Annotated in this window: 19 protein-coding genes and 2 tRNA genes; 10 read left to right on the top strand and 11 right to left on the bottom strand. The window is 66.0% G+C overall.

Annotation, left to right across the window (positions count from 1 at the left end):
• Window positions 1-77 (bottom strand) — tRNA-Met (locus ACO6D6_RS14140).
• Between the two features lie 135 nt (window positions 78-212).
• Between ACO6D6_RS14140 and ACO6D6_RS14135 the strand changes: the two genes are divergently transcribed.
• From ACO6D6_RS14135 to serA, 6 genes are read left to right on the top strand one after another with little or no spacing between them, the layout of a single operon-like run.
• Window positions 213-1,733: an ABC transporter substrate-binding protein gene (locus ACO6D6_RS14135; protein WP_484785883.1), complete on the top strand. Its 1,521-nt coding sequence runs from the start codon at window positions 213-215 to the stop codon at window positions 1,731-1,733.
• 1 nt (window position 1,734) lies between these two features.
• Window positions 1,735-2,694, top strand: coding sequence for an ABC transporter permease (locus tag ACO6D6_RS14130; RefSeq protein ID WP_484785882.1), 960 nt, complete (start codon window positions 1,735-1,737; stop codon window positions 2,692-2,694).
• On the top strand, window positions 2,694-3,503 hold the full coding sequence (locus ACO6D6_RS14125) for an ABC transporter permease (RefSeq protein WP_484785887.1): 810 nt from the start codon (window positions 2,694-2,696) through the stop codon (window positions 3,501-3,503). Before ACO6D6_RS14130 ends, ACO6D6_RS14125 begins: the two co-directional genes overlap by 1 nt.
• Window positions 3,500-4,327, top strand: a complete 828-nt coding sequence (locus tag ACO6D6_RS14120) for an ABC transporter ATP-binding protein (RefSeq protein ID WP_484785881.1) — start codon at window positions 3,500-3,502, stop codon at window positions 4,325-4,327. Before ACO6D6_RS14125 ends, ACO6D6_RS14120 begins: the two co-directional genes overlap by 4 nt.
• Complete coding sequence (locus ACO6D6_RS14115) at window positions 4,324-5,088, top strand: ABC transporter ATP-binding protein (protein ID WP_484785880.1); 765 nt, start codon at window positions 4,324-4,326, stop codon at window positions 5,086-5,088. Before ACO6D6_RS14120 ends, ACO6D6_RS14115 begins: the two co-directional genes overlap by 4 nt.
• A gap of 28 nt (window positions 5,089-5,116) precedes the next feature.
• Window positions 5,117-6,307: a phosphoglycerate dehydrogenase gene (gene serA, locus ACO6D6_RS14110; RefSeq protein WP_484785879.1), complete on the top strand. Its 1,191-nt coding sequence runs from the start codon at window positions 5,117-5,119 to the stop codon at window positions 6,305-6,307.
• Between the two features lie 12 nt (window positions 6,308-6,319).
• Here the strand turns inward: serA and ACO6D6_RS14105 are convergent, their stop codons facing one another.
• Genes ACO6D6_RS14105 through ACO6D6_RS14090 form a run of 4 tightly spaced genes read right to left on the bottom strand, consistent with a single transcriptional unit; the run spans window position 6,320 to window position 9,908 of the window.
• Window positions 6,320-7,123, bottom strand: a complete 804-nt coding sequence (locus ACO6D6_RS14105) for an inositol monophosphatase family protein (protein WP_484785878.1) — start codon at window positions 7,121-7,123, stop codon at window positions 6,320-6,322.
• Between the two features lie 27 nt (window positions 7,124-7,150).
• Window positions 7,151-8,122 carry a ribosome small subunit-dependent GTPase A gene (gene rsgA, locus ACO6D6_RS14100; protein ID WP_484785877.1) on the bottom strand — a complete coding sequence of 324 codons (972 nt, stop codon included), beginning with the start codon at window positions 8,120-8,122 and terminating at the stop codon, window positions 7,151-7,153.
• A complete protein-coding gene (gene aroA / locus ACO6D6_RS14095; RefSeq protein WP_484785886.1) occupies window positions 8,122-9,393 on the bottom strand; it encodes a 3-phosphoshikimate 1-carboxyvinyltransferase in 1,272 nt (423 codons plus the stop codon). Before aroA ends, rsgA begins: the two co-directional genes overlap by 1 nt.
• On the bottom strand, window positions 9,390-9,908 hold the full coding sequence (locus ACO6D6_RS14090) for a DoxX family protein (protein WP_484785876.1): 519 nt from the start codon (window positions 9,906-9,908) through the stop codon (window positions 9,390-9,392). Before ACO6D6_RS14090 ends, aroA begins: the two co-directional genes overlap by 4 nt.
• Before the next feature lie 180 nt (window positions 9,909-10,088).
• Between ACO6D6_RS14090 and ACO6D6_RS14085 the strand changes: the two genes are divergently transcribed.
• Window positions 10,089-10,685, top strand: coding sequence for a sigma-70 family RNA polymerase sigma factor (locus ACO6D6_RS14085; protein WP_484785875.1), 597 nt, complete (start codon window positions 10,089-10,091; stop codon window positions 10,683-10,685).
• Window positions 10,682-10,948, top strand: a complete 267-nt coding sequence (locus ACO6D6_RS14080) for a zf-HC2 domain-containing protein (protein ID WP_484785874.1) — start codon at window positions 10,682-10,684, stop codon at window positions 10,946-10,948. The genes ACO6D6_RS14085 and ACO6D6_RS14080 overlap by 4 nt, the downstream gene beginning before the upstream one ends.
• Before the next feature lie 65 nt (window positions 10,949-11,013).
• Here ACO6D6_RS14080 and ACO6D6_RS14075 read toward each other — a convergent pair whose 3' ends face one another.
• Window positions 11,014-11,088 (bottom strand): 50S ribosomal protein bL37, encoded by a 75-nt coding sequence (locus ACO6D6_RS14075; RefSeq protein WP_484785885.1) that lies wholly within the window; start codon window positions 11,086-11,088, stop codon window positions 11,014-11,016.
• 84 nt (window positions 11,089-11,172) lie between these two features.
• Between ACO6D6_RS14075 and ACO6D6_RS14070 the strand changes: the two genes are divergently transcribed.
• A complete protein-coding gene (locus ACO6D6_RS14070) occupies window positions 11,173-12,621 on the top strand; it encodes a sensor histidine kinase (protein WP_484785873.1) in 1,449 nt (482 codons plus the stop codon).
• A 13-nt stretch (window positions 12,622-12,634) separates the two neighbouring features.
• Here the strand turns inward: ACO6D6_RS14070 and ACO6D6_RS14065 are convergent, their stop codons facing one another.
• The 5 genes from ACO6D6_RS14065 to ACO6D6_RS14045 all read right to left on the bottom strand — a co-directional run bounded on the left by ACO6D6_RS14065 (window position 12,635) and on the right by ACO6D6_RS14045 (window position 19,637).
• Window positions 12,635-12,886 (bottom strand): WhiB family transcriptional regulator, encoded by a 252-nt coding sequence (locus ACO6D6_RS14065; protein WP_484785872.1) that lies wholly within the window; start codon window positions 12,884-12,886, stop codon window positions 12,635-12,637.
• Between the two features lie 117 nt (window positions 12,887-13,003).
• The gene (gene galK / locus ACO6D6_RS14060) at window positions 13,004-14,146 is read right to left on the bottom strand and encodes a galactokinase (protein WP_484785871.1); all 1,143 of its coding nucleotides are present in this window, start codon (window positions 14,144-14,146) and stop codon (window positions 13,004-13,006) included.
• Window positions 14,147-14,240: 94 nt separating this feature from the next.
• On the bottom strand, window positions 14,241-17,942 hold the full coding sequence (locus ACO6D6_RS14055; protein WP_484785870.1) for a multifunctional oxoglutarate decarboxylase/oxoglutarate dehydrogenase thiamine pyrophosphate-binding subunit/dihydrolipoyllysine-residue succinyltransferase subunit: 3,702 nt from the start codon (window positions 17,940-17,942) through the stop codon (window positions 14,241-14,243).
• A 74-nt stretch (window positions 17,943-18,016) separates the two neighbouring features.
• Entirely contained in the window at window positions 18,017-19,516 is a 1,500-nt protein-coding gene (locus tag ACO6D6_RS14050) for a glycosyltransferase 87 family protein (RefSeq protein WP_484785869.1), read from the bottom strand.
• A gap of 49 nt (window positions 19,517-19,565) precedes the next feature.
• A tRNA-Arg gene (locus tag ACO6D6_RS14045) sits at window positions 19,566-19,637 on the bottom strand.
• Between the two features lie 172 nt (window positions 19,638-19,809).
• Between ACO6D6_RS14045 and ACO6D6_RS14040 the strand changes: the two genes are divergently transcribed.
• Window positions 19,810-20,124 carry a hypothetical protein gene (locus ACO6D6_RS14040; RefSeq protein ID WP_484785868.1) on the top strand — a complete coding sequence of 105 codons (315 nt, stop codon included), beginning with the start codon at window positions 19,810-19,812 and terminating at the stop codon, window positions 20,122-20,124.
• Window positions 20,125-20,127: the final 3 nt, after the last annotated feature.

Raw genomic sequence — 20,127 nt, 5'->3', positions numbered from 1 at the left:
TGGTAGCGGGGACAGGATTTGAACCTGTGGCCTCCGGGTTATGAGCCCGGCGAGCTACCGAACTGCTCCACCCCGCGTTGCTCAGTCCACTTTACACGGGCCGCGGTGGAATACCAAATCGGCTGGTTGGTGCAGTATTGGCATCGGAAGGGGATCGGCGGGTTAGGATTGCCGGGGTCTTCCATCGCCGTCCACACGGGAGAAACGTAGACATGAGAACCAACCGATCCCTCCGTCGCTTGACGGTCCTGCTAGCCATGTTGCTCGGGCTCAGCCTGAGCCTGGCGGCCTGTGGCGGGTCTGGCGGGGCGGGTGCACAGTCCGTCGTCCTCAACGTTGGTGCGACGACCGAGCCCACCGGTATGGATCCGGCCGTCGACACGGGAGCGGGCACGCCGTTCGTGCTGCTGTACAACGTTTACGAGACTTTGGTGCGTATCGACGAGAAGGGCGAGATCAAACCGTTGCTCGCCCGGTCCTGGAGCGTCAGCTCCGATGGCAGTGTCTACACCTTCAAACTGGAACCCAACGCCACGTTCGCGTCCGGAAAACCCGTGAACGCGGAGGCGGTGATCGCGTCCTTCGAACGCACCCGCAGCGGCGAGAACACCACGGAGGTGCTCAAGAGGCAGATGAGCCGCATCAAGGAGATGCGTGCCATCGACGATCACACGGTCGAGGTGGCCCTGAACGGACCCAGTCAGCGCTGGCTCTACGACATCACGTCCACGGCCGGGATCATCTACGACCTCTCCTCCGGGCAGAACCTGAGCGAGCAACCCGCCGGGTCCGGTCCCTACACCTTCTCGCGTCACGACGTCGGCTCCATGGTTTCCCTGGTGCGCAACAAGAACTACTGGGGAACCGGGCCGCGCGTGGACGAGGTGAACTTCAGGTATTACGCCGATGCCAACGCCATGGTGGCGGCGATGCTGTCGGGCCAGTTGGACATCGTCTCCAACCTGACGGTTCCGCAGTCGGTGGGCCAGTTCTCCGACACCTCCCGTTTCAAGGTGCTCGAGGGCACCACGAACGGTGAAGTGGTGCTGGGATTCAACCACGGAAACCAGGCCCTCTCCAACCTCAAGGTCAGGCAGGCCATCAACCACGCAATTGACCGCAGGGCTGTCCTGGACAGCGCCTGGGGCGGGAAGGGAACTTTGATCGGGTCGATGGTTCCCCCCACCGATCCGTGGTACGAGGACCTCTCCAACACCTACCCCTACGACCCCGCCAAGGCGAAGCAACTTCTTGAGGAGGCCGGTTACGCCAATGGCCTGACGTTGCGCATGCGGGTGCCGACCCTGCCCTACGCCCCTCCCATCGCGAAACTCGTCGCTGCCCAGCTGCGTGAGGTCGGCATCGAGGTGAACGTCGAGGAGCTGGACTTCTCCACATGGCTGTCGCAGGTTTACACCCAGCGCGACTACGACATGACCGTGGTGGCCCATGTCGAGCCCTGGGACCTTCCCCAGTTCGCCAACCCCAACTACTACTGGCAGTACAACAATCCCCAGTTCGCGGAGCTGATCAACAAGGCGGACGGCGCCGCCACGAGCGAGGAGCAGGAGGCCATCTTGAAGCAGGCCGCCAAAATGCTGGCGGACGATGCGGCGGCCGACTGGTTGTTCCTGCTGCCCAATCTGGTGGTCACCACGACCGAGATCTCGGGGATAACGACGAACACCACGGGACTGTCGTTCGACATGACCCATGTAGCCACCAGCCGCTGAGGTGTTGCTCAGGGATCTCGGCCGGCGGCTGACCGGCCTCGTGGCGAGCCTGTTGGTGGCGTCGCTCCTGATTTTTCTGGTCACCAACGCGCTGCCCGGGAGCATCGCCAACGTGGTGCTGGGCACCCAGGCGAGCCCGGGGGAGATCGCCGCCTTCGAGGAACGCCACGGTTTGAACCGTCCGCTGCTGCTCCGCTATGTCGAATGGCTCAGCGGGGCCCTGGCGGGCGATTTCGGAACCACCTTCGTGGGAGGCCGCGACGTGTTGGAGGAAATCCTGCCCAGGCTCGGTATCTCCGTGTGGCTGGTGGTTCTCGGAATGCTCCTCGCCCTGGTCATAGCGATCCCGCTGGGTTCCTTCGCGGCCCTGAGGCGACGACACGCGAGCGGGTTCGTCGCCTCGATGCTCTCCCAGGCCGGTTTGTCCATTCCCGCTTTCTGGGCGGGCATGTGGTTGGTCATCGTGTTCGCGGTGAACCTGCGGTGGCTGCCCGCCGGGGGATACGTTCCCCTGAGCCGTGATCCGGTGGGTTGGGCAACCCACATGGTGCTTCCCGTTACCTCCCTGGCGCTGGTCCAGGGCAGCCTGCTGGCGCGTTACGTCCGCAGCGCCGTGATCGAGGTGACCGGCGAGGACTGGTTCCGCACCGCCCGCGCCGTCGGCTGGTCCAGGCTGGGGGCGCTGTTCCGCCACGGAACCCGTAACATCGCGATATCGTTGCTCACCGTGATCGGACTCCAGGTTGCGACGCTGCTGGTGGGGGCGATCATCATAGAACAGGTGTTCGCCATCCCGGGACTGGGATCGCGGCTGCTGCTGGCGGTGTCCCAGCGCGACCTGGTGCTGGTCCAGGGCATCGTCCTGATTCTCGTGTGGGCGGTGCTGGTGATCAACTTCGTGGTGGACGTGGTGTACCAGGCGGTCGATCCGAGGCTCAAGAAAGCGGGGACGATCTCATGATGCGGCGCTCGAACCTGGTCTTCGGTGCCGCGCTGATCTCCTTCGTGTTCCTGCTCGCCCTGGTGGGGTTGTTCTGGACCCCCCACGAGCCTGCCGCCGTCACGGGAGGCATCCGGGAGGCGTCGTCGCTCGCCCACTGGCTGGGCACCGACAGCAGCGGTTTCGACATCGCCAGCCGGTTGATTACCGGGGCGAAGCTGGTGCTCCTGGTCGGGTTGGGTTCGGTGGCCGGAGCCGCCCTGATCGGTATCCCCGCAGGGATGATCGCGGGGATGACGCGTGGCTGGGGAGCCACCCTGATCGCCCGGGGAGCCGATGTGCTCTACGGTTTCCCCGCCCTGTTGCTGGCCATCCTCTTCGCGTCCGTGCTCGGCGGATCCGTTTGGACCGCCCTGATGGCCATAGCGTTGTCGGCGATCCCGGCGTTCGTGCGGATCACCCGGGCCGCGACCATCCAGGTCATGGGGCTGGCTTTCGTCGAGGCCGCGCGGCTGTCCGGCACCCCGCGCCGGCAGGTCGCGCTCAGGCACGTGCTACCCAACATCGCCCCGGTGCTGGGTGTGCAGGCCAGCGTCAGCGTCGGCATCGCCATCCTCGCGGAATCGGGGCTCTCCTATCTGGGGTTGGGGTCGGGAACGGAGGTCCCGACCTGGGGGCGGATGCTGCAGGAGGCGCAGAAGGAGATTTTCGTGGCCCCCGTGATCGCTCTGTGGCCCGGGCTGGCGATAGCGGCGGCGACCATGGGGTGCAACCTGCTCGGGGACGGGCTCCGTGATCTTCTCGACCCCAAACTGAGGGAGCTGACGTGAGTCTTCTGGAGATCGAGGATCTGCGGGTCACCTTCGGGAGGCGCAGGAAGGTGGCGGTTGACGGGGTCTCGTTCACCCTGGGGGAGCGGGAACGCCTCGGCGTCATCGGGCAGTCGGGATCCGGGAAAACCGTGCTGGCGCTTTCCATCATGGGTCTGCTGCCCGAGAACGCCCAGGTCAGCGGGTCGATCCGGTTGGCAGGCAAGGAGCTCGTGGGACGCCCCGAGAAGGAACTGCGGAAACTTCGCGGCGATGTGGTCTCGATGGTTTTCCAGGAACCGATGACGGCACTGGACCCGACCATGCGGGTCGGCCGCCAGGTGGGCGAGGTGGTGGCCCTGCACCACGGCGAACACAGGGGAGGGATCCGGGCTCTCGTGCTGGAGTGGCTGGATCGTGTCGGGTTGCCGGATCCCGAACGCATCGCCGACTCCTTCCCGCATCAGCTCTCCGGTGGGCAACGGCAACGTGCCCTGATCGCCATGGCATTGGCCAACCGGCCGGATCTGGTGATCTGCGACGAACCGACCACCGCGCTCGACGTGATCGTGCAGAAACAGATCCTCGACCTGCTCGACGCCGAGTTCTCGGGCCGGGCCGCGCTGTTCGTCAGCCATGACCTGGCGGTGGTGCGGCAGGTATGCCGGCGGGTGATGGTCGTGCTCGACGGGAGGGTCGTGGAAAACGGCCCCATCGAGGAAGTGATCGGGTCCCCGAAACACCCCTACACCCAAGGCCTGGTGGCCGCTGCGCGATTGTCCGACGTGGCTCCCGGGGAGCGGCTCCCGACCGTGGCCGATTACTGGCAGGGAGCGGAGGAATGAACGCGCTGCTCGAGCTGGATGCTGTCGACGTGGTCTTCCGACGGGGCCGCAGAACCTTCCAGGCCCTCCACGAGGTGAGCCTGGCCCTCTTCGCGGGGGAACGGGTGGGACTGGTCGGGGGATCCGGATCGGGCAAGACCACCATCCTGAGGACCCTGCTGGGACTGATCCATCCCGCGGCCGGGGAGGTGCGTTTCAACGGCCGCAGGATCGACGGGCTACCCGACAAGGATCTCGTCGATGTCCGGAGCCGGGTCTCGCTGGTCTCCCAGGACCCGAACGCCTCCCTGAACCCGCGCATGAGGCTGCGTGAGATCGTCGCCGAGCCACTCCGTTCACCGTGGCTTGTTAACCGGGGGAGCGTGGATGACGCCGTCGCGGAGGCCATCGTGGGGGTTGGACTGGAGGTCGCGATGCTGGAGCGTTTCCCGCACGAGCTTTCCGGGGGACAACGCCAGCGGGTGGCCATCGCCCGGGCGCTGGTGAGCTCACCGGAGCTGCTGATCGCCGATGAACCCGTTTCCGCCCTCGACGTCTCCGTTCGCGCCCAGGTGCTGAACCTGCTCAGCGAAACCGTCCGCGAGAGGAACCTGGCGATGTTGTTCGTCAGCCACGACCTGGCGGTCGTGCGTCACCTGTGCGAGCGGGTCGTGGTGGTGGATCGCGGTCGGGTCGTGGAGGAGGGGACCGTCGCGAAGGTGTTCGGGGAGCCACGGCACGAGTACACGCGAAGGCTGCTGGAGGCCAAACTTTCCCTGTGATTGCGGCCCGGTTGTAACATGACCTGCCGTGAAGGCCCTGCTGCTAGAGAACATCCATTCCGAGGCCGTCCGTGCGCTCGAGAGCCGCGGCCACGAGGTCGAGGTGCGCTCCGGTGCCCTCGGTGAAACCGAACTGATCGATGCCCTCGACGGGATCGAGCTCCTCGGAATCCGCTCCCGAACCCACGTCACCGAACGGGTGCTGAAGGCCCATCCGCAGCTGGTGACGGTCGGGGCCTTCTGCATCGGGACGAACCAGATCGATCTCCCCGCCGCCGCCGCCGCGGGGGTCGCGGTGTTCAACGCCCCGTACTCCAACACGCGTTCCGTGGTGGAACTGGCCCTCGGTGAGATCATCACCATGGCCCGGCGCCTCGGGGAGAAGAACGCCAACATGCACGCAGGTGTCTGGGACAAGTCCGCGAACGGATCCCACGAGGTGCGTGGCAGGACGCTCGGAATCATCGGCTACGGAAACATCGGATCGCAGCTTTCGGTGCTGGCCGAGGGGCTCGGCATGAAGGTTTACTTCTACGACATCGTGGATCGTCTCGCCCTGGGGAACGCCACGCGGGTCTACAGCCTGCAGGAGCTGTTCGAACGGTGCGAGACCATCACCATGCACGTGGACGGCAGGGCCTCGAACGCCAACATGATCGGGGAGAAGGAGTTCGCCCAGATGCGGCCCCGCACTCTCTTCCTGAACCTGTGCCGGGGCAACGTCGTCGATGTCGACGCCCTGGCGGCTGCCCTGAGGTCGGGGCACATCGCGGGCGCGGCGGTCGACGTGTTCCCGAGCGAACCCAAGAGCAGCGAGGAGCCGTTCGTCTCGCCGCTGCAGGGCATCCCGAACGTCATTCTCACCCCGCACGTCGGTGGTTCCACCCAGGAGGCGCAGGTCGACATCGGCCGCTACGTGGCCGGCAAACTCGCCGACTACGAGGCCTACGGGAACACCTCGATGTCAGTCAACCTTCCTGAGGTTTCCGTCTCCGCTCCGGGGGCGGAGCGCATCCTGCACCTGCACCGCAACGTTCCCGGGGTGCTGGCGCGGCTCAACCACACGCTCGCCTCCCACAACATGAACATCGGCTCCCAGACCCTGGCCACCTCGGGCGAGTACGGCTACGTCGTCACCGACGTCTCCGGCCAACACTACGAAGGCCTGCTCGCGGAACTCCAGGGCCTTGAGGAGAGCATCCGGGTGCGGATGATCTAGAGGCCGGCGCCATCACCCGGCCTTGGAGGGGCGCAACCTTTCGAGGACGATGTCGTGGAGCAGGCCGTTGGTTGCCAGGGCGTTTCCGTGGTACGGGCCCGGTTCACCGTCGATGCTGGTGAACCGGCCACCGGCCTCGCGGACGATGATGTCGAGCGCCGCCATGTCGTAGAGCGCGAGTTCCGGTTCGCAGGCGATGTCCACGGCCCCCTCGGCCACCAGCATGTAGCTCCAGAAATCGCCGTAGCCACGGGAACGCCAGCATTCGCGCATCAGATCCACGAAACCCTGGCCGCGCCCCGACTCCACCCAGCCATTGATGCTCGCGTAGGACAGGGACGCGTCGGACAGCTGCGACACCCTGCTGGTGTGGATCTGGGTGGCGCTCAGGATCGAACGTCCCGTGTAGGCGCCACCCCCCAGGCTCGCCCACCAGCGCCGCCCGAGCGCGGGGGCGGAGACGACGGAGGCGACGATCTGCCCGTCGATCTCAAGGGCGATCAGCGTGGCCCACACCGGAACCCCACGCAGGTAGTTCGCGGTTCCGTCTATCGGGTCGATGATCCAGCGGCGATTGGACTCTCCCGTGTCCTGCAGCTCCTCTCCGTGAACGGCGTCGCGCGGCCGGGTGCGGGACAGGGTGCGCCGGATCGACTCCTCCACGGCGGTGTCGGCCTCCGTGACCGGGGTGGAATCCGGTTTGGTCTTGGTCCTCAGGTCCTGGGCCTTGAAACGGCTCATGGAGATGGAATCGGCATCGTCGGCCATCACATGAGCCAGGCGGACATCATCGGTGAGTTCTTTGCTGGCGACCATGCCTCTAAGGTAGCCGAGACCTCCGGATCAGGCGAAGGCCCGCTCCATCCGACGGAAGGAAAGCAGTCTTTCCGCGCGGAGCTTGCCGGAACGAACGGCCTCGTCAAGAGCGCATTCGGGGGCGGAGGAGTCGTGACGGCAGCCCCGGGGACAGCTGGTGACGAACCCCTCCAGGTCCGGGAAGGCCCTGATGAAGGCGTCCGTGCGGACGTGACTGATCCCGAAGGAACGCACACCGGGGGTGTCGATGATCCAGCCGCCGTCGGGCAGGGCGATGGCGGCCGCGGAGGTGGATGTGTGGCGGCCCTTGCCGGTCACCTCGCTGACCGCACCGGTGGCCCTGTCCGTCCCGGGAACCAGCGCATTCACCAGGGTTGATTTCCCCACCCCGGAATGCCCGATCAGTACGGTCATGTGGTGCTCCAGGAGCTCCCGGACCGGGGAGAGGTCGCCGCCGGGCCGGGTCACGACCACCGGGATCTCCAGCGGGGCGTAGGCGGTCCGGAGGCTGTCGGGGGAGGCGAGATCCGCCTTGGTCAGGCACAGGATCGGGGAGACTTGGGCGTCGTAGGCGGCCACCAGGATGCGGTCGATCATCCCCATTCGCGGTTCCGGGTCCGCGAGGGCCGTAACTATCATCAACTGGTCGGCGTTCGCGACGATGGGACGTTCGAAAGTGTCCGCGTCATCGGCGGAGCGGCGCAGCCAGGTGCGGCGTTCCGAAACCTCGACGATGCGGGCCAGGGTTCCGGCCGCACCGGAGACGTCACCGTCCAGTTTCACCCGGTCCCCGACTATGACGCCCTTGCGTCCCAGGACGCGGGCCTTCGTCGCGGTGACGGCGGTGCCGTCGTCGAGGAGACAGCGGTATCTTCCCCGGTCGATGGAGGCCACCAGGGCATCCGGCGAACCCGAATAGTCGGGGCGGTCCTTGGTGCGGGGGCGGCTGCGTTTCCGGGGACGCTCGAAAGCCGCGTGGTCGTCCTGCCAGCGCGCCATCAGGCGGTCACCAGATGGTTCCAGCGTCGCGGGAAATCAGGCATGGTCTTCGAGACGCAGGCGAGGTCGTCGACACCGGTTCCCGGACGGCCCAGGGCAATGATCGCGGCGAAGTGCACCATGCGATGATCGGCGTAGCTGGACAACTCGACATCTCCCCGCCGCGGCAGCCCGCCCGTGATCTCCAACCCGTCATGGTGCTCGGTGACGGCGACCCCCAGTTTCCGGAGCTCGGTTGTTAGCGCGGACAGGCGGTCGGTCTCGTGGCCGCGGATGTGGGCGATCCCCGTGATCCGGGTGGTTCCCTCCGCCAGCGCGGCGAGGGCCGCAACCACGGGTGTCAGCTCCGAGGCATCGTGCAGATCGACGTCGATCCCCCGCAGGCGACCGGGACCGGTGACGGTCATGGTTTCCCCGTTTCGAGTCGTGGTGCAGCCCATCCGCTCCGCCACGTCCAGGAACAGCGCTCCCGGTTGAAGGGTGGAACCGGGCCAACCGGGGATCGTGACGCAACCGCCCGTGGCGGCCCCGGCGGCAAGGAAGACCGAGGCGTTTGTCAGGTCGGGTTCGACACGAAAGTCGAGCGGCAGGACGCGGCCGTGGTGGACCCGCCACGAGGTGGCATCCGGCTCGTCGATGCGCACACCGCGGGCGCGCAACATTTCCACGGTCATCGCTATGTGGGGCCGGGAGGGGAGGGAATCTCCCACGTGCCGCAGCCTGAGCCCGGAGGGCAGACGCGCCCCGATCAGCAACAGACCGGAGACGAACTGGCTGGAGGCGGAGGAATCCACCACCACCTCGGAATCGCCCGCCATCGGTGCGGGGGAGATGACGAAGGGCAGCGAATCGGCGTCGATCCCGGCCCCCAGCTGGCGCAGGCCATCCAGGAGCCCGGACATCGGGCGGGCGGTGGCCTGCGGATCCCCGAAGAAACGGGTGGGGGAATCGGCCAGGCAGGCCAATGGTGGCACGAAACGCATCACCGTGCCCGCCAGACCGCAGTCGATGCCCCCCGGGGCGCCGCGGAAACGCTGCGGAGGCGTGATCCGCAGCTCACCCGGGCGGGGAGTCGCGATGATCACCCCGAGCGCGCGCAACGCATCAACCATGAGGTCGCAGTCCCGCGATTCGAGGGCACCCATCACCGTTGACGGGCCGTCCGCTAGCGCAGCCAACACCAGTGCCCGGTTCGTCCCCGACTTGGAACCGGGCACCTCGACAACCCCCCGGACGGCCGCATCGGCCGTCGCGAGGGGAACAGCCGTCAGGACGCCACCGCCTGGCGTGCCTTCTTGGCGACCCTCGCCTTCGCCCGGCGGAGCTTGCGGGAGGCGTTCCTGCGGCGCCAGGAGGCGCTGGGACGTCCCTGGAGATCCTGGGCCGCCAGCACGGAGGCGCCGAGAAGCGCCACGTTCTTCAGCACCTCGGGTCGCCGCGCCTGTTTCTCCTCGGCGTCGGCTCCCTTCTCGGGGAGGGCCACCGCGATGTTCAGGATGCTGGCCTTGGCGAGCAGACACGCCCCGATGCGGCGGCCGATCCCGGTGGCGAACATCACGCCGCCGACGACCTCGACGGCACCGCAGATGCGCACCCAGGACTCTGCTCGGTCGGGCACGTGCGAGGAATAGCCGGAGGGAACAACCCGCTGCACGAAGGGAGTGATGCGGGTCGTGAACGCCTCGGCTTCTGGCGCCAGCTCGGCTGGCGAGGTGACCTTGCGCACACCATCGGCGACGAAGGCGCTGGCGAAAAGGCTACGGGCTAGGAAGCGCAACAGACTCATGCCCTCAAACTTACCCACCTCGGAGCCTGGTTGGAATGACCGGGAGCAGATTTCACGGACACGGACGGGGAATGCGGGAATATTCTCCCGCAGCGGCGCGTTGCAACGCACATGACATCCGCTGCCCCGTTGTTGGACACGCCTTTGGTGCGGGACCGGACACCGGTATGTTCTTTTCCGATGGAAGAAACGGACACCACGCTGCTGGATGCTGCGGAACTCGGATTCGCGTTCGAGGATGAGGCCTTGGCACACCTCGACCGCCTGTATTCGGCCGCCCTGCGCATGACCCGGAACCCCGCCGACGCCGAGGACCTGGTCCAGGAGACCTACGTCAAGGCGTTGAGGGGCCGTGACTCCTTCAAACCCGGCACCAACATGAAGGCCTGGCTGTACCGGATCCTCACCAACGCCTACATCAACTCCTACCGGAAGGCGGCCCGCTCACCACAAACGAGCGGCGAGGAGGAGGTCACGGACTGGCAACTGGCCAGAGCCGCCTCCCACGACTCCCAGGGCCTGCGTTCCGCCGAGACGGAGGCCCTCGACAACACCCCCGATACCGCCGTCGCGGATGCGATGGCGGGACTTGCGGAGAACTACCGGCTCGCGGTTTACCTCTCCGACGTCGAGGGGTTCAGCTACAAGGAGATAGCCGCCATCATGGGAACCCCGATCGGGACCGTCATGTCGCGTCTGAACCGCGGCCGGGCGCAGCTGCGCAAATCCTTGGCCGACTACGCCGCGGAGCGCGGCATCGGGGGTGCCAGGGCATGACCGATCCTGACATGTCGATTCACGAACACGACGGGATGGACGAGTGTGTGCAGGCCCTGGAGGTCCTTCACGCCTTCCTGCACGGAGAACTGCCCGAGACCGAGGCCGACCGGGTGAGGCACCATCTGCACGCCTGCGAGCGATGTATGGAGAGCTTCGAAATCGAATCAGTCATCACCGAGATGATTCGCCGCAGCCAACCGGCCACCGCCGCTCCGGCAGGGCTGCGCAACAAACTCACGGCCCTCTGCCTCTCCTCCTGAACCCTTCCCGGAAAGCCGGCGCCCTCGTCCCGGAACAGGAACGAGGGCGCCTCATCTGTCACGTGTCAGGCGTTTGGACGCTTGCCGTGGTTGGCCTTGTTCTTGCGGCGCGCGCGACGTTTGCGGCTGGTCTTGCCCATCGGGCCTCCTTCTTCGAGTTGCGACGGCCCATTGTGCCAGATGCCCCATGGCGTCACCAGCCGGGACGATGGCAGAGTAGGGCCATGGTGAGGACGCATCTCCCCGAGGAACTTTCAGACTCCGACTGGCTCCTGGCCTTCCAGAGCCAGTGGCACCTGTTGAGTGATCTGTCCTTCTCGGATCTGTTGTTGTGGGTTCCCGAGGAGGACAGCCCTGAATGTGAGGTGTTCACGTGCATAGCCCAGATCCGTCCGGTGACCGGTCCGACGGCTCTGGAGGACGACGTCATCGGGGAACAGATCGCCTACGAACAGGACCACCAGGTGGTGGTGGCCTACATGAGCCACGAGATCAGCGAAACCAGTGACAATGCGCTGTCGGCCGGTATCCCCGTGGATGTGTGGGCGATACCCATCCTCCGGGGAGGCCGCTGCATAGCGGTGCTGGAGCGTCACACCAACCAGATGGGCATGCGAGCCACCGGGCTCCTGGAGGAGAACTACCTCAAGGCCGCGGACATCCTGACCAGCATGATCCTCGAGGGGGACTTCCCCCTGGCGCCGGTCTCCGACAAGGCCTTCGCGCCCCGGGTCTGCGATGGGGTGCTCCGGGTCCAGCCGGGGGGGCGGATCAGCTACGCGTCACCGAACGCGATCACCGCCTTCCGGCGGCTCGGTGCGCAGGGCGACATCGCGGATGAGGACTTCACCACGCTGATCCGAAGCGTCATGCGGGGGGTCGAATCCATGGGACAGACCGTGCAGGCGGACCTGACGGATCATCGCAGCGCCGTTTTCGACGTGGAACAGTCGCGCGCATCCATGCGCCTGGTGGTGCTTCCGCTCGTGGTGCGGGGCGATCCGGTGGGTTCCCTGATCCTGTGCCGCGACACCACTGACCTGCGCAGCCGGGATCGCATGCTCGTGACCAAGGACGCCACCATCCGGGAGATCCACCACCGGGTCAAGAACAATCTTCAAACAGTGGCGGCCCTGCTGCGGATGCAGGCGCGGCGAATCAAATCCGAGGAGGGCAGGGATGCGCTGCAGGACGCGATGCGCAGGGTTTCATCCATAGCCGTCGTCCACGACATGCTTAGCCACAGCCTCGACGAGGACGTCGTCTTCGACGGTGTGTGTGACCGCATTCTCCGGATGATCGGTGACCTCGCCGCCACGTCGGGAGCGGTTGAAGCGGTTCGCATCGGCAACTTCGGGGAGATCCGGGCCGATGCGGCAACATCCTTGGCCATGGTGATCACCGAACTCTGCCAGAACGCGGTCGAGCACGGTTTGGAAGGGGGTGAGGGGCGCATCGAGGTCAGGCCGGAGGCGTCGGATGAGGGCATGGTCATCGACGTGGTCGACGATGGGAAGGGTCTACCCGACGGGTTCCGGCTGGGAAACCAGACCAGCCTCGGCCTGGCCATCATCTCGACGCTGGTCGGGGACCTGGGTGGCACCCTCGAGATCGGTAACCGGGAGGACGGGCACGGCACGCGTGCCCGCCTGGTGCTTCCCCTGCTGATGTGAGATCGCGCCGCGTTCAGCCGGTGCGCACCCGCGAACGGGCGGCGCGGCGTTTCATGGCGCGGCGTTCGTCCTCGCTCGTGCCACCCCAGACACCATGGTCCTGACCGGCGTCGAGCGCCCAGTTGAGGCATTGGTCCTTGACCGCGCAACCCTGGCAGACCTTCTTGGCATCCTCGATCTGCTGGAGTGCGGGGCCGGTGTTGCCGACAGGGAAGAACAGCTCCGGGTCCTCTGTCAGGCAGGCTGCCCTGTGGCGCCAGTCCATGAATGGCACTCCTTTTTCGGCTAGGTGATCTTTCGAGCGGATAGAACTTACTCTGGTCTACAACAATAAACAACCCTGCCGCCCCGCAACAGAGCCTGAAACCGGGAAATTCGGAGATCACTCCAGCCGGCCGGCTCCCTCCGAGGGAACGGTCGTGAACCACGAGGGTTCCTGGAAACCGGCTTTTTCAAAGGCGTCCCGAATGGCTGATCCGATGCGTTCGGCCTGCCCCGCGGGACACCAGGCGATGATGCAGCCACCAAATCCGCCGCCCGTCATCCGGGCTCCAAACGCACCTTGGGCCAGGGCCGTCTCCACCGCGAGGTCGACGGTTGGAACCGTGATCTCGTAGTCGTCGCGCATGGATGCGTGGGATTCGTTCAGCAGGGGAGGAAGTCCGGCCAGGTTTCCCTTCCTGGCAAACTCCAGGGCCGTGCGGGTTCGCTCATTCTCGGTGACCACGTGCCTTACCCGCTTGCGCATCCGCTCGTCGGGAAGCTTCGCCAGCGCCGCCTCCAGATCCGTGACATCGCGGAGCGCCCTGACCCCGAGGAGCGCGGTGGCCTGTTCGCACGTCGCCCGGCGTTCCCCGTACTCCCCGTCGACGTGGCTGTGCGGGGTGTGGGTGTCGAGAACCAGGATCTCGGCCCCCTGCTCGTGAAGCGGCAGGGGCACCTCGACGGTCTCGAGCGTGCGGCAGTCCAGGAAGAGCCCGCTACCCGCGTGGCAGAGGGTGCTGGCGGCCTGGTCCAGGAGGCCGGTCGGGGCTCCCACGTAGGCGTTTTCCGCCCGTTGCGCCAGCCGTGCACGTTCCATGGGGGTGATCTCCAGGCCGAATAGGTCGCAGGCAGCCGCCATCACCGCGCACTCGATCGCTGCGGAGCTCGACAGGCCCGCCCCGAAGGGCACATCCGAGGTGAGAACCAGGTTGACCGCGCCCACCCGGTGCCCCGCCTCGCGCAGCACCCACAGCACCCCGGCCAGATAGGCCGCCCAGCCTCCTTCTCCGGGGTTGAGCCCCGAGAGCGGAAGCTCCACGGTTTCCGAGAGATCCATGGCGTGCATGACGATCAGGTCGTCGTCGCGGCGCCCCGCGGCGACGAGGGCGCGTTGTTCCAGCGCGAAGGGCAGAACGAACCCTTCGTTGTAGTCGGTGTGTTCGCCGATCAGGTTCACCCGCCCGGGGGCGAACCAGACTCCTTCCGGCGCAGCACCCGCCAACTCCCGATAACAGCTGGTCAGTTTTTCAACGACATCCACGGCTTGCCATCTTTCTGAAATCTTGGGTCATGCTGGTCGGTTGGGACGTTTCCCGGCGGCGGACATCAACCCGCGCGACGGGAAACGCCCGTCCTCACGCGCCGAAGGCGCTGCTCATCAGATCTGCGCTCTGCTGCTGGTGAACCTTCATGGAACCGACGGACGGGGCGGAGGACCAGGGCCGCGCCACCCTGTGCATTCGCAGCGGGATGTCGGTGTGGTTCGCCACGGAGTTCGGCAGATGAACCGAGATGAACGGCCACGGTCCCTGGTTGGCCGGCTCGTCCTGGACGAACCGGATGTCGGTGACGTGGCGGTAGCGTTCCAGCACCTTGGCCATCTCGGCTCCGGGCAGCGGATAGAGGCGTTCCAGGGAGATGATGGCCACCTTGCCGTCGAGACCGAACTTTTCCCGGTTGGTCATGAGTTCCCAGCGGATCTTGCCGGAGCAGATCAGCAGGCGGGAAACCTCGGACGGATCCGTGATCGTCGGGTCGTCCAGCACCGGATGCCAGGCTCCCGACGTGAACTCCTCGGGCAGCGAGGCGGCCGCCGTGCTGCGCAGCATCGACTTCGGGGTGGCCACCACCACCGGACGGTGGTAGTTCACGTAGGCGTGTTGGCGCAGCAGGTGGAAATAGCTCGCCGCCGTCGACGGCTGGCTGACGGCGAGGGCGTTCTCGGCGCACAGCTGCAGCCAGCGTTCGATTCGTGCGGAACTGTGATCCGGGCCCTGACCCTCGAAACCGTGCGGCAGCAGCAGCACCACACCGGACTTCTGATCCCACTTCGCCTGCCCGGATACGACGAATTCGTCGGCGATGATCTGGGCGCCGTTGGCGAAGTCACCGAACTGGGCCTCCCACAACACCAGGGCGTCCGGGCGGGCCACGGAGTAGCCGTACTCGAAACCCAGGGCCGCGTACTCGCTGAGCAGCGAGTCGTAGACATCAAAGGTTGCCTGGTCGTCGCTCAGGTGCTTCAGGGGCACCCAGGCCTCGTTGGTGACGCGGTCGACGATGGCCGCGAACCGTTGTGAAAAGGTTCCACGGCGCGAATCCTGCCCGGCCAGCCGGACGGGCCTTCCCTCCATCAGCAGTGAACCGATGGCGAGCAGCTCGGCGGTCGCCCAGTCGATGGGCCCCTCGAGGATCTGCGCGGCCCGGCGTTTCAGCTGGGGCAGCACCTTCGGATGGGGGGTGAAACCCTCCGGGAGCCTGGTGTGCACCTCGCTGATCCGGTGCATCATCTCCGGCGTGATCTCGGTGAGTCGCTGGCCCTGCTTCGTCGGGTAGTAGGGCACCCTCGTGTACTCCTCGATCACCGCGTCGGTGTTCTTGGCGTCGCGTGCCTCCTTGAACACGCTCTCCAGGCGGGCCCTGAACTTGTCCATCACGTTCTCGGCGTCCGACACGGAGATGTCGCCACGCCCGATCAGGGCTTCGGTGTACAGGCGCCTGACGGAGCGTTTCTGCTCGATCAGGTCGTACATCTTGGGCTGCGTGAAGCTCGGGTCGTCGCCCTCGTTGTGGCCGCGGCGCCGGTAGCAGACCAGATCGATCACGACATCCTTGTGGAACTGCTGCCGGTAGGCGAAGGCCAGGCGGGCGGCCCGGATGCAGGAATCGGGGTCGTCGCCGTTGATGTGCAGCACCGGGGCGGAGATGGTCTTGGCAACATCCGTGCAGTAGGTGGAGGTGCGCGACTCGATGGGTGCCGTGGTGAACCCCACCTGGTTGTTGACCACGATGTGGATGGTGCCGCCGGTCTTGTAGCCGCGCAGCTGGCTCATCTGCAGGGTTTCGAAAACGACCCCCTGGCCGCAGAAGGCCGCGTCACCGTGCAGGAGAAGCGGCAGCACCGGGAAATCGTCGCCGCTGAGCATGTCCTGTTTCGCCCGGGCGATTCCCTGGAGAACCGGGTTGACCGCCTCCAGATGGGACGGGTTGGCGGCGACGGAGGTCTTGATGGTGGCCCCGTTGCTGGCGATGAACTTGCCCTCCGAGCCCAGGTGGTACTTGACGTCACCGGTGCCGGAGACATCGATGGTGCCTGCGAACTCGTGGAAGATCTGGGCGTAGTCCTTGCCGACGATGTTCGACATCACGTTCAGGCGGCCGCGGTGTGGCATGCCGATGCACACCTCGTCGAGTTGTTCGTTCGCGGCCTGCTGGCAGATCTCGTCCAGCAGGACTATGACGGATTCACCGCCCTCCAGGGAGAAACGTTTCTGCCCGACGAACTTGGTCTGCAGGAAGGTCTCGAAGACCTCGGCCTCGTTCAGCTTGTCGAGGGCGTGCATGTGCTCCTGGTGGGTGAGGGCCTGGCGCGGCACCTCGATGCGGTCCTGGAACCACTTGCGCTGCTGGGGATCCGCGATGTGCATGTACTCGACGGCAACGGTGCGGCAGTAGGAATCCTGCAGGATGGCGAGGATCTCCCTCAGCGAACGGTAAACCCTTTCCTGTCCGCCGAAGGTGCCGACCGCGAATTCCCGGTCCAGGTCCCAGATGGACAGGCCGTGGGCTTCCAGCCGCAGGTCCTCGTGCGAACGCTGCCGGTATTCCAGCGGGTCGGTGTCGGCCACCAGGTGTCCCACCGAGCGGTAGGCGTTGATGAGTTCCAGCACCCGCCCCTGCTTCGCCACATGGTTCTCGCGGTAGGTGGAGATGTCGACGCTCCAGCGCAACGGCTCGTACGGGATGCGCAGGGCCTTGAAGATCTCGTCGTAGAAGTCCTGCTCCCCGAGCAGCAGCTGGTGGATGATCTTCAGGAACTCGCCCGACTGGGCACCTTGGATCACGCGGTGGTCATAGGTGGAGGTGAGCGTCGTGATCTTGGAGATTCCGAAGTCGTCGACGTGGAACAGCGAGGTTCCCTGGAACTCCGCGGGGTAGTCGATGCTCCCGACCCCCAGGATCATTCCCTGCCCGTTCATCAGGCGGGGTACGGAATGGTTCGTCCCGATACCCCCGGGATTGGTGATGGTGGCAGTGGTCCCGGCGAAATCCGCCACCGTGAGCTCCCCGGCGCGCGCCTTGGCAACGAGTTTCTCGTAGTCCGCCCAGAACTGTGCGAAATTGAGTTTTTCGCATCCCTTGATGTTGGGAACCAGGAGCTGGCGGGTGCCGTCCGGTTTCTTGAGGTCGATGGCGATTCCCAGGTTGATAGCGGGATTTTCGATCAGCGTCGGTTTACCGTTGATGACGTCGTAGGAATTGTTCATCGCGGGCACGGCCTTCAGGGCCTGGACCATCGCGTATGCGATCAGGTGGGTGAAACTGACCTTGCCGCCCTTGGATGTCTTCAGGAAGTTGTTGATCCCGGTGCGCTGATCGATCACGAGTTTCATGGGCACGGAACGCACCGAGGTGGCGGTGGGCACGCTCAGCGAGGCGTCCATGTTCTTCGCGGTGCGCATCGGGGCGCCGCGGAGCACGGTCAGGCGGGGCGCCACCGCGGAGGGCTCGGGCCGCAGCGACGGGTTCGGTGCGTTGGCCGACAGGCCGGCTCCGGTGCCCGGGGTGGAGGGGGATTCCCTGGTGGGTTTGACCGATTCCACCATCGGTTGGTTTCCCTCCTGCCGGGGGGAGTGTTCCTGCGGGGCGGGGGAGGGGCGATCATCCCGGGCCGGGGGAGCGGGGGTGGGAGCCGGGTTCGTGGGTGTGGGCTTGTCCTTGAAGAAGGCCCGCCACGATTCGTCCACGGACGAGGGATCCTTCTCCCAGGCATCCCGCATCTCGTCGATCAACCAGGAGTTCGCGCCAAATGCATCATGTGAGTCAGGTGTCGACATCTTCGCCAGTGGCCGCTGCCACAATCCCCTTACTTGAGACTACTGCTTGGGCGTCAGGCTTCTTCGCCCAAGGATCAGCTTAGCGAATCCCGGCCGGGGCGACCGGGACGCGGACGGGAAGTGGCGCGCCACGCGAGTCCCGCGGTGAACCCCGTCAGGATCACGAGAAGCACATTGCGCAACACCAGGGTGGAGGACTCGAAACCGGACCCGTTGGGGAACGCCATGATGCCCCGGGTTCCCCAGGGATAGGTGTACTGGGTGAGCACCGCGATGATCACCAATCCGATCGCCAGAACCCTGCGGGGGCGTTTCAGCCACGGGCTGGAGCCGAGGGCGAGCAGAGCAGCCAACGGCCCCGCCAGCCACTGGACGTACTGCGTGGACAGGGTTTTGTTCGCGATCACGGTGGCGAGCACCACGGCGAGCACCGACAGCAGGATGGCCTGGGTCAGGTTCTCGTCGCTCGAACGGAAGTTGCGGAGCAACCTCCACGCGAGCGCCACGGTGAGCAGGATCGAACCGACGGTGAGCAGTGTCGACAACCCGAGCAGGGTTTCGAGACCCGGCCCCTGGAATTCGATGGCGTTGTACTCGCTGAGCTTGACCGGCCAGGCGGGGTTCTCGGTGAACGTGCGCAGGAAGATGAGCGCGGTCGCGGGGACGGACTCCATCTGGAGTCCCCGGCTCGACTGCCAGGTCAGAGGAGACGTGGAGCGGGCCCAGCCGCCGATCAGCAGCGACGCGAGTCCCAGGGTGAATCCCGTGGCGGCGAAACCGAGCAGGCGGCATCTTCCCCTGCCCGGGCGCAGGGGGTGGGGGGCGGACATCGGGGCGATCAGCAGGGCGGGCCAGAGTTTTATCGCCGCGCCGAGACCGATCAGGGCGCCCGAGGCGGCGGGGTGGCGGTTGAGCCAAAGGCAGGCGAGAGCCACAGCGGCGGCGGTCAGCATGTCGAAGCGGAACCACACGATGGGGCCGCAGGCCCCTATGAACAGGATCCAGAAAACCGCGGCACCCACCGATCCGTGTTTGAAAAGCATCACCGCCACGAGACCGTCGAGCAGGAGCATCGACAGGGCGAAGAGCGGCAGCCAGGAATTGAACGCCGTACTCCGGTTGGGCAGGGATGCGGTGAACCAGACGGCGAAGAGAAGAACTGTCAGGGCGGCGCCCCACAGGAAAGCGAATTTCCTGTGCCCCCGGGCCGCCAGCGCGGTGACGAGGATGACACCGATCAGCGCCACTCCCAACAGGAGCGGCGGCAGCCACCAAGGGGGAACGGCACCGAGCGTGTAGAGCAGCTCCAGGAACCAGACCGCGGGAAGGGGGTATTCCACCATCACCCCGGAACCGGCCAGTGCCGTCGTGCACTTCAGGTCATTGCTGCCGTCGCCCAGCAGGCACCAGAGCCAGTAACCGTAATAGCTGATGTCGTTCTGGACGAAGGTGACCTGGGGAACCTTCCACAGCACCACGTTGAGCGCGCGGGTGATCGCGAACACGAAGGTCAGGATCACGGCCCACCGGGCGCGGTCGGCCTTTCTGGCGGGCATCGCTGTGGTTTCGGTCAAGCACGGACTCCTTGGAGTTGTGGGCTCGCCGACAGGCCCGGCCGTGAAGCGCCCCCGCGAGGATTCGAACCTCGGCACCCGCCTCCGGAGGGCGGTGCTCTATCCCCTGAGCTACGGGGGCTTCAACGTCCGACAGGCTAGCACGAACCCGAAGTTCCGGGGCAAGTCGGTGATTTCTCAGGACACCTTGGAGTCCCGGATGCCGATCCCGGTGGGGCATCACCAGTCTTCGCGCGTGCCGTGCCGGGCTCCCGGAGCCTGCGGCTCATCGGTTCCCCGGCGAGGGCTTCCGGGTGTTCGGTCCCGAGGGCCACCGAGGTCAGGGAGATGGCCGGGCCGCGGGCCGGGAGGATGCCGTCGATGACCGCGATGGCCAGTTCCCCGGGACCGCGATCAGCGCCGGCCCTGCCTTCGGGATTTTCGCTCTGCTCGGCGTGCTCGCGATCTGGGTCGTGCTGCGTCACCTGCCCAAAACCTCGGACAAGACACTCGAGGCCGTCGAGGACGAGTTCCGAGCCCAAGGGGAACAGGTGACCGGCAACCCGCCCGTTTTGTGGGACGTGCCGGAGTTTCATCGGCCCCGGCACGCCCCTTCTGGCAAGCTTTGACCT

This window comes from Arachnia sp., assembly GCF_057238465.1.
Note: the sequence above shows the minus strand (reverse complement) of the source record. Positions and strands in the feature narration are given on the sequence as shown.

Coding starts and splice junctions, on each gene's coding strand:
- ACO6D6_RS14055 (WP_484785870.1), bottom strand. CDS start 17,942: ATGTCGACACCTGACTCACATGATGCATTTGGCGCGAACTCCTGGTTG.
- ACO6D6_RS14125 (WP_484785887.1), top strand. CDS start 2,694: ATGCGGCGCTCGAACCTGGTCTTCGGTGCCGCGCTGATCTCCTTCGTG.
- ACO6D6_RS14070 (WP_484785873.1), top strand. CDS start 11,173: ATGGTGAGGACGCATCTCCCCGAGGAACTTTCAGACTCCGACTGGCTC.
- ACO6D6_RS14080 (WP_484785874.1), top strand. CDS start 10,682: ATGACCGATCCTGACATGTCGATTCACGAACACGACGGGATGGACGAG.
- ACO6D6_RS14090 (WP_484785876.1), bottom strand. CDS start 9,908: ATGAGTCTGTTGCGCTTCCTAGCCCGTAGCCTTTTCGCCAGCGCCTTC.
- ACO6D6_RS14085 (WP_484785875.1), top strand. CDS start 10,089: ATGGAAGAAACGGACACCACGCTGCTGGATGCTGCGGAACTCGGATTC.
- ACO6D6_RS14115 (WP_484785880.1), top strand. CDS start 4,324: ATGAACGCGCTGCTCGAGCTGGATGCTGTCGACGTGGTCTTCCGACGG.
- rsgA (WP_484785877.1), bottom strand. CDS start 8,122: ATGGCGCGCTGGCAGGACGACCACGCGGCTTTCGAGCGTCCCCGGAAA.
- ACO6D6_RS14135 (WP_484785883.1), top strand. CDS start 213: ATGAGAACCAACCGATCCCTCCGTCGCTTGACGGTCCTGCTAGCCATG.
- ACO6D6_RS14065 (WP_484785872.1), bottom strand. CDS start 12,886: ATGGACTGGCGCCACAGGGCAGCCTGCCTGACAGAGGACCCGGAGCTG.
- ACO6D6_RS14105 (WP_484785878.1), bottom strand. CDS start 7,123: ATGGTCGCCAGCAAAGAACTCACCGATGATGTCCGCCTGGCTCATGTG.